Origin of the sequence: Streptosporangium sp. NPDC000095, from assembly GCF_042899335.1 — a bacterium.
GTDB lineage: Bacteria > Actinomycetota > Actinomycetes > Streptosporangiales > Streptosporangiaceae > Streptosporangium.
The window spans coordinates 195,176-207,935 of record NZ_JBIAZS010000002.1 but is presented as its reverse complement, the minus strand read 5'-3'; the positions used below and the strand labels follow the sequence as shown (position 1 = coordinate 207,935).

The following is a 12,760-nucleotide window of genomic DNA, read 5'->3' as shown; positions in this document are numbered from 1 at the left end:
GTGGCGGGGGGTAGTGAGCAGGAGGTGCCGCAGAAGGTGGGGTTGATGATTGTTGTTCCGTCGGGTTTTTTGACGGAGACTTTGGCGTTGTAGAGGCTGCCGAAGGTGCCGTTGGTGAATCCGAAGGAGACGTGTTGGCCTTGGGTGCCGGTGAATTTCCAGGCGCCGTTTTGGCCGGGTGAGACGAGGGTGATCGTGGACTCCGGACCGCCCACCGTCACGTTCTTCGTCACGTCGCCGACATCCAGTTTCGCCGACAGGGAGCCGACCTTGCTCCCCTCCGGATTCAGCACGATCGTGTAGGTGCCGTCAACCGGAAGGCTCGCCGGAGCCAGCGAACACGAGGTGCCGCAGTACGCCGTGTTGACGAGTGTCGCCCCGTCGGGCTTCATGACCGAGACTCTGGCGTCGTACAGGCTGCCGAACGTGCCGCCGGTGAATCCGAACGAGACGCTCTGACCGGCGAGACCCGCGAAGGTCCACACTCCGTTCTGGCCCGGAACCGTTATCGCCAGCGGGACGGCGGGGCCGCCGACCGTCACTGTGGCGGAGGCGTCGGAGGGAATCTCCAGGACGCCTGCCGACAGTGAGCCGGTCAGGCCACCGGCAGGGTCGAAGACGATCGTGTACGTACCGCTGGCCGGGAGTTCCGTCACGTCGATGAAGCAGGAATCGTCGCAGTAGGTCGAATTGACGAGGTTCTTCCCGTCCGGTTTCCTGACCGAGACCTGGGCTTCGAGGATGCCGTCGAGGGTGCCTGCCGTGAACTTGAAAGACATGCGCTGTCCGGCGGTTCCGGCGAAGGTCCAGTTGCCGTTCTGTCCGGCGTCGACGGTGGTGAGCGGAACCGCGGTGCCGTTGGTCGGCACTTGCAGCGACACGTCGGCCGCAACCGTGGTGATCTTCGCGGTGAGCTTTCCGACGTAGGACCCGGTGGGGTTCAGGGCGACCGTGTACGTCCCGCTCACCGGCAGGGTGATCGTGTCGATGAAGCACTCGGCACCGCAGAACATCGAGCTCTTCAGCGTGGATCCGTCCGGCTTCTTGAGAGTGGCGTCCGCGTTGAGGCTGCCGAAGGTTCCGTCGGTGAAGGAGAGGAAGACGCGCTGTCCGGCCGTTCCGGTGAAGGTCCAGGCGCCGTTCTGTCCCGGTGCCGTCAGGTTGAGGTCGACCGGCGGGCCTCCGATGGTGATCGGAACGGACGGGTCGGCCGGGATGGTGGTGACGCCCACGGCGTAGGTGCCGCTCTCGTCACCCTGTGCCTGGATGTTCAACCGGTAGGTGCCAGCCGGCAGGTTGCGGACCTCCTTGTCGGAACAGTAGCCGTACGTGACCGCTGTGCCGCTCTGGTCGAGCAGTGTCCATTTGAAATCGCGGCATTCCCTGACGTCGATGTAGATCGCGCCGGGTTGGTCGAGGGTGAACCGGTACTGATCCGCCGACACGACCGTCTCCAGGTTGCCCGCACCCGCTGCGGGCACACCGTTGGAGACGGAGAACGGCACGGAGGTCTGGAACTCCTGAGGGGGCACCACCGGCATGGTCAACCGTACGTTGTCGATGCCGAACCCCTGGTTCGAGAGCCCCGCGACGCCGGTGGCGTCGACGGTGAACTCGGCCTGGCTCTCCTTGTGGTCGAAGGGGACGTTCAGCCGGTACTTGGCGAAGGGCAGGCCGCCGGCGAGTGTTCCGGTGGCCGTCGGAGTGAGCTGACTGGGAGTGAACGTGACCGGATTTTTCCGGTCTGTTCTGACGGTCACCGTCTCGATGTCGCTGTCGGAAGCCCAGTCACCGATGGTGAGAAGGTCGAGTTCCAGGGTTCCGTTGATATGTGAGGGAAGCTGCTGGACGTAGAAACGGTAGGACTCCGTGCCGCCGAACGGGCCGGCGAAGACGCTTGTCGCCGGGTCCTGCGACACCCTGGCCGGCTGGAGGTTCTTGGCCATGGTGCCCGACTGGAAGTCGACGGACAGGCCACCCTGGGCGTCGAGGGTCGCGGTGAGCGGGTCAATGACGGTGGTCACCTGTTCGGCGGCCATGTCGGCGAAGCTGGCGTCCGAGGTCAGCGCGATGTCGAGGACGCAGGCGTCGAACACCGGACCGGGAGGAACGTCCTTCCCCTGGCAGTAGGCGCTCGCCGCGGAGATCTGTTCCGGTGTCAGATCATGGATGGTGACGATCTCGGAGGGGAAGGTCAGGTCGGTGTAGGTCGCGGTGCTCTTTCCCTGCGCGTAGGTGAACAGCGACTCCTCGTTGGTGATCCGCCAGGAGTCGGCGTACTGACCGTGGATGACCGTCGCGGAGGCGTTCGCCGGTAGCTGGGTGCCGTCGCGGAGTTTCAGGTCGTTTTTGGGGTCGCCGTCGGCGTTGCCCAGCAGTCCGACGAGGTCGCTGGGAGGCTCGTGTCCGAAGGCCAGCCCGGCGTGACAGCAACTGCCGTCCCACTGGAACACGCCCCCGTCCATGCCGCCCCAGAAGACCATGTAGCTGTTCCCGTCGCGCAGGACGCCCGTGGTCTCGCCGAACTGCACCGCGTGGCCGCTCGCGAGTGTGCGTGGCTCGCCGTCGATGACAAGGTTGTCGCCGATCTCGACGACGTGGTCGTCGACCGCCACGGCCACCCGGTCGATGACCGACACGTTGTCGCGCCGCTCGGTGAACCGGGCGTGGATCCTGAGATCGTGGCTGTCGGACTCGGCCAGGACGAACTCACCGACGGACTGCATGTCGTACGCCAGCCGGTCCATGGTGATCAGGTGCGGCTCACCCCAGACCTTGGAGAACCTCAGGCCGCGAAGCCACTCCATGAAGTCGGTGTAGGTCTCCCATATCGTGTGCGCCTGGAGAATGGCCAGTGCGAACGCGGCCTGGGTGACGATGGTGATGACGCTGACGTCGTTGTCGGGCAGCGGGATCGGGTTCGGGACGGGCACCGGCCAGGGCTGCGGGACCGGGACGGGAAGCGGGTCGGGAACCGGGATGGGGAGAGGGTCGGGCAGGGGGTCGACCGGCTCGCCGGGCACCCTCTTCTTGCAGTTCTTCACTTCTTTCGCCAGCGTGATGAGCAGGAGGCCGTCGCGTGGGGAGGTGACCGTGTACGCCTGGATCCGGTAGCCGTACTCGGTCCGGCCGCACCCGAAGTTCACCCAGAACTGGTCGACGTAGTCGCGGAGGACGTTGCCGAGGCCGACGTTGGTCATGCCGCGGCTGGTCATCTCCCTGATCTGCTTCTTGACCTGGGTGTTCCAGTCGTTGGGCTTGTAGTTGGTCGCGACCTTCGCCTCGATGACCTGGACGAAAGGCTGCTGCTGGGGGGTGAGGGTGTGCTTGTAGTAGATGATGTCCGGCCTGGACTGCCCGAACGTCGTCTCCCACTGAAGGTCGGGGTGGATTCCTTCCCCCGAACCACCGGTGATCTTGGTGTTGAGGTAGGAGATGGCTCGCGCCTGACCGATGTACTCGATACCGGAATTCGTTTCCGGGCCGTTCTGGCCGCACTGGTTCTTCGAGTACATCTCCACCGGGCCGTTGAGCCTGCCGAGTAGACAGCCCGGACCCTTTGAAATTCGGGCCCTGGTGTTCGCGACCACTCCGTTCACGCAGCGTCTTTCACCCTGGGTATTCGGTACACTCCAATTCGTGTCGTTCGTGCACGCCGCCCCCGCGGCGTTTGCGGACTGTGCTTCCTTGAAAGGTCCCACGGGCACGAGCAGCCCGGCGACCAGCGATAACGCAACGACAATGACTTGTAAACCCTTGTGTCGCATGAGCTCCCCGTATGCGAGATGTGCGCAAGATGATCAGGCGCGATGCGATGTTAAGCTAAAAATGTCGTAAAAAAATAAGAAGTGTGATCCATGTCACATGGAATGCATTTCAAATTGGCGCACGAAGTTTGCGTGCGAAGAGTTTTCTGGTCACAGCGGAGAGTGATTTGGCGCGTTATCCTGCGGAATTCGCTCTCGATTCGCTGCCCGAGCGGCTTGTTCGCAGGGCGGCACTGCTCATCGAGACGGAGGGCGACCGGTCCGTAGTGCTCGACGCGGACCGGAACGAGTTCGCCCGCCTGCCGGAGTTGGCGGACGGAACGGTCGTCGGTTCCCTGTCGCACGACGGCACTCATCTGATACTGGTGGCGCGCTCCGGCAGCGGCGTGGGGGTGCGGGCTCTCGGCGGCGGCGAACCGCGATGGTTCGACGGCCCCGATCCCGAGTACGAGCACGACCGGCACGCGACGTCATCACCCGACGGCACGACCATCGCGGTTCTCAGCGGCGACGACGGAGACGAGCCGGGCACAGCGGTGGTGAGCCTGCTCGACCCCGCCTCCGGAGCGCGCCGCCGCCTCTGGTCGGCGGTCGGGGCGGCGAGTTGGGAGTGCGGGCTGTGCTGGTCACCGGACGGGCGGCTGCTCGCCGTGACCTACATGATCTGGGACGACGAACGCGACGACGACGCACTGTCGACCGTGGTCCTCGACCCCGCCACCGGACAGGTCCTGGCGTCCTACCCGATCGCCACGATCGCCGCAGCCACCTACGCCACCTGGGCGAATGACCACGAACTCCTTTACCGACACGAATACGACGACGTGAACCGCCGTTTCGTGGCGGACCCGCGCACCGGGACGGTGTGGACCACGCCTGAGCTCACCGGCAGGCTCTGGGGGGTCGTCGGCGGACGTCATCTTCATGAGGTCGCCGCCTACGAGGAGCCGACCGCGTCACACAGCGCGTTCTACACCACGAACCTCGACGGGACGGCCCGGCGTTCGTTTTTCGGTTACCACCCCAAGACGAACGTCGGCCGGGTTCACCTCGCTCCCGGGGCGTTTCCCGACCTCGCGACCCGCTGAATTCGGCCGGTGTCAAAATGGGGCCGCTCGATGGGAAGGTGTGGGGTGGTCTGAACGAGGGATGCGCTCAGCGGCCTTCGCGGGAGAACCAGTCGACGGTCCTGCGCAGCCCCTCCTCCAGGCCGACGGCGGGGCGCCAGCCGAGGATCTCGGCGGCGAGGGCCGGGTCGGCGATCCTGGCGCTGTCCAGCGCCCTGTCGGCGAGCACGCCGTAGCGGGGCCGGGTCCGGCCGCCGACGATCTCGGAGAGGAGTTCCACGGTGTCGCGGATGGAGGTGCCCGTCCCGGTGCCGATGTCGAAGGCGCGGCCCGCCGCCTCCGGGGTCTCGCCCGCGGCGAGGAAGGCGTCGACCACGTCGTCGACGTACACCCAGTCGAGGTGGCGCGTCCCGCTGCCGAGCTCGGGCTCTCGCCCGCGCAGCAGCGCGAGTGCCACGTAGGGGACCAGCTTGTGGGTGTCCTGGCGGCCGGGGCCGTAGACCATGCCGATCCGCAGGTTGCTGACCTGGACGCCCCACAGGTGGTGGAACATCCGCGCGTAGCCGTCGGCGGCCCACTTGGACACCGCGTACGGCGAGGACGGTGCCTTGTCGCCCTCCTCCGGCCGGAGCTCCTCCAGCGAGCCCGCGAGCACCACCCTGGTCTCGGGGACGGCGGCGACCGCCGTCAGCAGGTTGACCACGCCGGTGAGGTTGCTGTGCAGCATCGGCAGCACGAGCTTCGGATCCCTCGCCCCGGCGACCTCGCTGGCGAGGTGGAACACGACGGCGGGGCGGGTCGATTCGACGAGCCACTCGACCTCGCCCGCGTCGGCGACGTCCGCGACGTGCCACGTCTCGCCGTACGCGCTCTCCCGCAGACGGCGGCCGACCGCGTGCACCCGCGCGCCGAGCGTGCACAGGCGTCGCACCAGATGTGCCCCGATGAAGCCGGCGGCACCCGTCACCAGTACGGGCCTCGCCCGCCAGTATTCTTCCGCCACCGGGCCATCCATGCGTTTTTCTCCTGTTTTAGGGGGATTTGCCGCAGGTAAGCGGTAAGGCCCGCTCCGAAGAGCGGGCCTTACCGGGTGATGCCGTGTGTTCGTTTCGGATCAGCTGATGCGCCAGGTGTCCCCGCCGAGCAGCAGGTCGTTCAGGTCACCGGGACCCCGCTCGCCGACGGCCTCCTGGAGCTGCTCGGCCATGAGCTCGTCGTAGGAGGGGCGGTCGACGTTGCGGAAGACGCCGATCGGGACGTGCTCGAAGGCGGGCTCGTCCAGCCGGGAGAGCGCGAAGGCGAGCGAGGGGTCGGCGCGGTGGACGTCGTGCACGAGGATCTCCTCCTCGCTCACCGACGACCTCGGGACGACCTCGATGCCGCCGTCGGCCGCCCTGCGCACCGCCTTGGAGGCCGAGGCGATGGGCTGCCCGTGCTCCAGGCGCAGCGTGATGTCGTCGCGCTGCTCCGGGTCCTTCAGCTGCTCGAAGGCGTTGTCGTTGAAGATGTTGCAGTTCTGGTAGATCTCGACGAGCGAGGTGCCCCGGTGCTCGGCGGCCTCGCGCAGCACCGACTGGAGGTGCTTGCGGTCGGAGTCGATCGTCCTGGCGACGAAGGAGGCCTCGGCGCCGATGGCGAGCGAGATCGGGTTGAACGGCTTGTCCAGCGAACCCATCGGGGTCGACTTCGTGATCTTGCCGATCTCGGAGGTCGGGGAGTACTGGCCCTTGGTCAGACCGTAGATCCTGTTGTTGAACAGCAGGATGTTCAGGTTGACGTTGCGGCGCAGCGCGTGGATGAGGTGGTTGCCGCCGATGGACAGCGCGTCGCCGTCACCGGTGATCACCCACACCGACAGGTCGGGACGCGAGGCGGCCAGACCGGTCGCGATCGCCGGGGCGCGGCCGTGGATCGAGTGGAACCCGTAGGTGTCCATGTAGTAGGGGAACCGGGAGGAGCACCCGATGCCCGAGACGAACACCATGTTCTCGCGCTTGAGCCCGAGCTCGGGCACGAACGACTGGACCGCGGCGAGGATGGCGTAGTCACCGCATCCGGGGCACCAGCGGACCTCCTGGTCGGTCTTGAAGTCCTTCATGCCGAGTTTCACCTCGGACTTCGGGACGAGCGAGAGCGCACCGCCCCTCGAAGGGGTGGAGATCTCGGGCAACTCAGCACTACTCACTGTCGATCACGTCCTGGATCACGCCGGCGAGTTCCTCTGCCTTGAACGGAAGCCCGCGCACTCGGTTGTAGCTGATGATGTCGACCAGGAAGCGGGCGCGGAGCAGCAGCGCGAGCTGGCCGAGGTTGATCTCCGGAAGGAGGACCTTGTCGTACGCGCGCAGGATCTCGCCGGTGTTGGCGGGCAGCGGGTTGAGGTGCCGCAGGTGGGCCTGGGCGACCTTGCCCCCACCCCTCCTGATGCGCCGCACGGCCGCGGCGATCGGCCCGTACGTCGACCCCCAGCCGAGCACCAGCACGCGCGCGTCGCCTTCGGGGTCGTCCACGGTGAGCGGCGGGATGTCGTTCGCGATCCCGTCGATCTTGGCCTGGCGGACCCGGACCATCCGGTCGTGGTTGTCGGGGTCGTAGGAGATGTTGCCGGTGTTCTCGGCCTTCTCGATGCCGCCGATCCGGTGCTCAAGGCCCGCGGTGCCGGGGATCGCCCAGGGGCGGGCGAGGGTCTCGGCGTCGCGCTTGAACGGCAGGAAGGTGACGCCGTCCTCGGCGTTCGGCCCCGTGGCGAACTCGGTGGAGATGTCGGGAAGGTCGGCGGCGTCGGGCAGCTTCCACGGCTCGGAGCCGTTGGCGAGGTAGCCGTCGGAGAGCAGCATGACCGGGGTGCGGTACTTCACCGCGATCCGCACCGCCTCCACCGCCGCGTCGAAGCAGTCGGAGGGGGTCGAGGGCGCCACGATCGGCAGCGGCGACTCGCCGTTGCGGCCGTACATCGCCATCAGCAGGTCGGTCTGCTCGGTCTTGGTGGGCATGCCGGTGCTGGGACCCGCGCGCTGCACGTCGACCACGATGAGCGGCAGCTCGGTGGTCACCGCGAGGCCGACGGTCTCGGCCTTCAGCGCCACACCCGGCCCCGAGGTCGTCGTGACGCCGAGCGCCCCGCCGAAGGCGGCGCCGAGCGCCGCGCCGACGCCCGCGATCTCGTCCTCGGCCTGGAAGGTGCGGATGCCGAACCGCTTGTGCTTGGACAGCTCGTGCAGGATGTCGCTGGCCGGGGTGATCGGGTACGAGCCGAGGAACAACGGCAGCCTCGACTGCACCGAACCGGCGATCAGACCGTAGGCGAGCGCCTGGTTGCCGGAGATGTTGCGGTATACGCCGGGGGCGAGCTTGGCCGGCTTGACCTCGTACGAGACCGAGAAGGACTCGGTGGTCTCGCCGTAGTTCCAGCCCGCCTGGAAGGCGGCGATGTTCGCCTTGGCGATGTCGGGCTTCTTGGCGAACTTGGTCTCCAGGAACTGGATCGTCGCCTCGGTGGGCCGGTGGTAGAGCCAGCTCAGGAGCCCGAGGGCGAACATGTTCTTCGACCGCTCGGCGTCCTTCTTGGACAGCGCGAAACCTTCGAGCGCCTTGACCGTGAGCGAGGTGAGCGGCACCGAGTGGACCCGCCACTCCGAAAGCGAGTCGTCCTCCAGGGGACTGACCGCGTAGCCGACCTTCTGCAGGTTGCGCTTGGTGAACTCGTCGGTGTTGGCGATGATGTCGGCGCCGCGCGGCAGGTCGGAGAGGTTGGCCTTCAGCGCGGCGGGGTTCATCGCGACCAGGACGTTGGGGGCGTCACCCGGCGTGAGGATGTCGTGGTCGGCGAAGTGGAGCTGGAAGCTCGACACACCCGGCAGGGTGCCTGCGGGGGCGCGGATCTCGGCGGGGAAGTTGGGCAGTGTCGACAGGTCGTTGCCGAACTCCGCGGTCCCGGCTGTGAAGCGGTCACCGGTCAGCTGCATGCCGTCGCCGGAGTCGCCCGCGAACCGGATGATCACGCGGTCGAGTTGCTGAACCTGCTTGGTCACAGCTCAGTCCTCCTCGACGCGACAGGGCGCCGTTGCTCGTGGCACATTCTTTTTTCCATGCTAGATCCTCGGGGTCACGCGTAGTCTTTTCGCGTTCCACTCGGCGGAGGAAAGTGACCTTTGTCCCATATCCTTAGTGCCGCTGAGTCGAATCTGAGTCGAAGCCTGGGCACGGACGTCGGTGTCGCGGCCGTCGTACGGTCTGCGTCGTACGGTCTACGGAGAAGTCGCGATCACGGACGGCCGGCCTGACACAGCCCGGCCGCGAGCCGACACAGGTCAACGTGCAGGCGGCCGAAGAGGACAGTTGGGATCACGATGCCCAACTATATGTCCCGTCGCGGAGACGCTCTCATCGCCTCCGGCTATGGCCCCATAGCCACAGGTTATGGCATGGATTGATTTTTCAGCACGTCCGACACGGTCCCGGAGTCGTAGGTCCGGCCCGGTTCCATCGCGTGTTGGTCATACAGTTCCGGAACGGTGACAAAGGTATAACCCTTGGCGGCGATCTCGCGCAGGATCTCGGGGGTCGCGTCCACGGTCGCGTCGTGAACGTCGTGCATGAGGACGATCGATCCCGGCTTGATCCGGTCGACGGTCCGACGGGCGATCGCCCGGGGGTCGGGGTCGCGCCGGTCCTCGGCGTCCACGCTCCAGCGCACCACCGACATGCCCAGCCGGCGCGCGGTGGAGGTCACCCGCGCGTCGGCCGTGTCGTATGGCGGGCGCATCAGCGTGGGGACCTGGCCGATCGCCTGGGTGATCACGTACTGCGCGCGGGTGAGCTGGTCGGCGAGCAGCGCGGGGGGAAGCGCGGTGAGGTCGCGGTGGGACCAGCTGTGGTTGGCCACCAGATGGCCCTCGTCGCGCATCCGCCTGAGCAGCTCGGGACGCGCGGAGGCGTTGGAACCGAGGGCGAAGAAGGTCGCCCGCGCCCCGTGGGCGCCGAGGATGTTGAGCAGCCGCCCGGTCTCGGGGCCAGGCCCGTCCTCGTAGGTCAGCGCCACGCACCTGACCCGCGCGCAGTCCACCCCGCCCGCCTTGGAACTGTGCGCGGCGGGCCTGTCCCCGCGTGCCGCGAGCAGGTCCTCCTGTGAGGTGAGGGTCGCGGTCCCCACGGCCGCGTCCCGCGCCCGCAGCCCGGTCGCCGACAGCAGCGGCGCCGCGGTCGCGGACGGTACGGCGACCGCGACCCGGCCGGTCACGCCGAGGCTCACCTGCTCGTCGTCGAACTCCACGACGAGATCGCCGCGCGGGTTGAAACCGATCGAGTCGAACATCGCGGGGATCGGCTTGAGCGCGCTGGGATTCACCAGCGGACCCCGCAGCGCCAGCTCCTTCCTGACGAGCCCGGCGAGCGTCGCCAGTGTCGTGCCGTTCTTGAGCAGGTCGGGGGAGTCCAGGGCGCGCCTGCTCATCCGGTCGTACCAGACGGTGGTCCTGGACTCCCGCCAGCCGGAGCCCATGGACTGGCCGATGCGCAGCCGTACCCCCAGGACCTCGGGGGACGCGGCGGCGAGCTGCCAGTCCACGTTGAACTCGGGCCTGGGCAGGGCACCCCGGGAGACCTTGCGCCGGGTGAACCGGTCGAGGCTCTCGGCCACCGTCTCGCGGAGCTTCTCGGTGAGGAGGGGGGCATGGGAGATGGCGGGGTAGGTGGCGTGCACGCGCCGGCCCTTGCTCCCTTCCGGGGTCAGGCTTCTCGTGCTCAGGCCCTGGACCATGGAGGGGTCCACGTAATTGATCAGTGTCGGCTCTGAGGGGACGGGGGACTTCGCAGGGGGAGAGGCGGTGGCCACGCCGCAACCGGCCAGCATCGCGGCCATCCAAGCGATTCCTCCGATGAATCGCACTTTAGGCATGAAGCGACGTTATAGGGCCTAATGGGGTGTTTGCTGTTGCTTGATGTGAAGTGGACAGAGGCTTTAGCCGTCGCGCGGCCGGTGGTTCCGCCGCGTGACGGGGAGGGCGAATACTGCTATAGGTAAGCGAAGAACCTCCGTGCGGCGGTGGGTCCCCGACCGGGTTCGTACGATCGGTCTTGGACCGCTCTGTAGCGGTTCCGAGTGGTCGCGCGGCGGTTCCGAGGATTCGTGCGGCGATCCCGAGGAGGAGAGGACATGAGCGGATATTTCGGCTCATATGTGGTTGTCTTCGCCCTGTTCGCGATCGGTCTGCTGATCGTCGCCGGGGCCTTGCTCGTCAACCGAGGACTCCGGCCCAACCGCCCCACCCCGGAGAAACTGCTCACCTACGAGTGCGGCGTCGACCCGGTCGGCGACGGCTGGGCGCAGTCCCAGATCCGCTACTACGTGTTCACCTACCTGTACGTGGTCTTCGCGGTGGACGCGGTCTTCCTGTTCCCGTGGGCGACGATCTTCGCCAAGCCCGGCTTCGGGACGACCACCCTGGCCGAGATGTTCGTCTTCCTCGGCTTCATCGCGCTCGGCATCCTTTACGCCTGGCGCAAGCGCGTGCTCACCTGGACCTGAGGGCCCGTGAGACCGGGCGAGCGCGAGCACCGACTCTGAAGGAGAATGCGTGCCATGGCGGATCTCCCGATGCCCACCGTGGGGCCAGTCTCGCGTCTGGCCCCCAAGCCCATGCGCTTCATCCTCAACTGGGGGCGCCGTTACTCACTGTGGGCGTTCAACTTCGGTCTCGCCTGCTGCGCGATCGAGTTCATCGCGACCTCGATGAGCAGGCACGACTTCATCAGGTTCGGGGTCATCCCGTTCGCGAACGGTCCCCGGCAGGCGGATCTGATGATCGTCTCGGGCACGGTGACCGACAAGATGGCCCCCGCGGTCAAGCGGCTCTACGAGCAGATGCCCGACCCCAAGTACGTGATCTCCTTCGGAGCCTGTTCCAACTCCGGCGGCCCGTACTGGGACTCCTACTGCGTGACCAAGGGGGTCGACCAGATCATCCCGGTCGACGTCTACGTCCCCGGCTGCCCTCCCCGGCCCGAGGCGCTGCTCCACGGCATCATGATGCTCCAGGAGAAGATCGCCGCGGAGAACCTGAGTGATCGCTATGCCTGACCTCCCCGAGTCCCCGAACCCCGCCACCCCCGGCTCCGAGCCCGGTTCCGTGTCCGGCTCCGCGCCCGGTCCGGAGATCGGCTCCGCACCCGTCTCCGGTTCCGCACCGGCGTCCTCACCCGGCTCCGGGCCCGGTTCCAAACCCGCGCCCGGACCCACCCCCGGCTCCGCGCTCGGTTTCGCGTACGGCGAGGGCGCCCGGGTGTCGGAGTCCTTCGGCCAGATCACCGTCGACGTGGATCCCGACGGCTGGCTCGGCCTGCTGGAGTCCGCGAGGGCCGAGGGCTACGAGTTCTTCGACTGGCTCACCGCGGTGGACGAGCCGCCGGACGCCTTCGCGGTCGTCGCCCACCTCTTCGCCCCCGTCTCGCGCGCCCACCTGCTGCTGCGCACCCGGGTGCCGCGCGCCGACCCCCGGCTGCCCAGCGCGGTCGGCGTCTTCCGCGGAGCCGACTGGCACGAGCGCGAGACCTTCGAGATGTTCGGCGTCGTCTTCGAGGGCCACCCGAACCTGGTGCCGCTGCTGCTCCCCGAGGGGTTCGAGGGCTTCCCGCTGCGCAAGGACTTCGTACTGGCCGCCCGGGTCGCCAAGGCGTGGCCGGGTGCCAAGGAGCCGGGAGAGTCCGGCCACGGCTCGCCGAGCCGTCGCAAGACGCTCCCGCCGGGGGTGCCCGCCGACTGGGGGCGCGAGCGTGACGACTGAGACACTCCGCAGGCCGTCTCGCACCCGCGAGACACCGCGCGTGCCGCGCGACGGATCGGCCAGGCTGTTGTCATGCGACGGCCCTGCCCGGCCGTCTCGCGCTCCCGGGATACCGCGCATGCCGCGCGGAGGGTCGGCCGATCCG

General features: G+C 67.5%; 10 protein-coding genes. 4 read left to right on the top strand and 6 right to left on the bottom strand.

Going from position 1 to position 12,760, the window contains the following annotated elements:
* The coding region (locus tag ACFY3V_RS06250; protein WP_389770587.1) for a VWD domain-containing protein at nt 1-3,599 on the bottom strand (3,599 nt) is incomplete at its 3' end.
* Nucleotides 3,600-3,934: 335 nt separating this feature from the next.
* Between ACFY3V_RS06250 and ACFY3V_RS06245 the strand changes: the two genes are divergently transcribed.
* Nucleotides 3,935-4,855, top strand: coding sequence for a TolB family protein (locus tag ACFY3V_RS06245; protein WP_389770584.1), 921 nt, complete (start codon nt 3,935-3,937; stop codon nt 4,853-4,855).
* A 67-nt stretch (nt 4,856-4,922) separates the two neighbouring features.
* On the opposite strand, the gene ACFY3V_RS06240 is transcribed toward ACFY3V_RS06245, so the two are convergent.
* From ACFY3V_RS06240 to ACFY3V_RS06220, 5 genes are all read right to left on the bottom strand, one after another.
* Nucleotides 4,923-5,849, bottom strand: coding sequence for an NAD-dependent epimerase/dehydratase family protein (locus ACFY3V_RS06240; RefSeq protein WP_389770581.1), 927 nt, complete (start codon nt 5,847-5,849; stop codon nt 4,923-4,925).
* Nucleotides 5,850-5,948: 99 nt separating this feature from the next.
* Nucleotides 5,949-7,019, bottom strand: a complete 1,071-nt coding sequence (locus tag ACFY3V_RS06235; protein ID WP_362896730.1) for a 2-oxoacid:ferredoxin oxidoreductase subunit beta — start codon at nt 7,017-7,019, stop codon at nt 5,949-5,951.
* The gene (locus ACFY3V_RS06230; protein ID WP_389770578.1) at nt 7,012-8,865 is read right to left on the bottom strand and encodes a 2-oxoacid:acceptor oxidoreductase subunit alpha; all 1,854 of its coding nucleotides are present in this window, start codon (nt 8,863-8,865) and stop codon (nt 7,012-7,014) included. The genes ACFY3V_RS06235 and ACFY3V_RS06230 overlap by 8 nt, the downstream gene beginning before the upstream one ends.
* Before the next feature lie 233 nt (nt 8,866-9,098).
* Nucleotides 9,099-9,182, bottom strand: a complete 84-nt coding sequence (locus tag ACFY3V_RS06225) for a putative leader peptide (protein WP_350943552.1) — start codon at nt 9,180-9,182, stop codon at nt 9,099-9,101.
* A gap of 69 nt (nt 9,183-9,251) precedes the next feature.
* Nucleotides 9,252-10,694, bottom strand: a complete 1,443-nt coding sequence (locus ACFY3V_RS06220) for a polysaccharide deacetylase family protein (protein ID WP_362896728.1) — start codon at nt 10,692-10,694, stop codon at nt 9,252-9,254.
* A 294-nt stretch (nt 10,695-10,988) separates the two neighbouring features.
* Here ACFY3V_RS06220 and ACFY3V_RS06215 point away from each other — a divergent pair, with 294 nt between their 5' ends.
* The 3 genes from ACFY3V_RS06215 (at nt 10,989) to ACFY3V_RS06205 (ending at nt 12,615) form a co-directional block, all read left to right on the top strand.
* A complete protein-coding gene (locus ACFY3V_RS06215; RefSeq protein ID WP_389770575.1) occupies nt 10,989-11,360 on the top strand; it encodes an NADH-quinone oxidoreductase subunit A in 372 nt (123 codons plus the stop codon).
* Between the two features lie 69 nt (nt 11,361-11,429).
* Nucleotides 11,430-11,912, top strand: coding sequence for an NADH-quinone oxidoreductase subunit B (locus tag ACFY3V_RS06210; RefSeq protein ID WP_386200574.1), 483 nt, complete (start codon nt 11,430-11,432; stop codon nt 11,910-11,912).
* On the top strand, nt 11,905-12,615 hold the full coding sequence (locus ACFY3V_RS06205) for an NADH-quinone oxidoreductase subunit C (RefSeq protein WP_389771265.1): 711 nt from the start codon (nt 11,905-11,907) through the stop codon (nt 12,613-12,615). Before ACFY3V_RS06210 ends, ACFY3V_RS06205 begins: the two co-directional genes overlap by 8 nt.
* Nucleotides 12,616-12,760 lie beyond the last annotated feature (145 nt).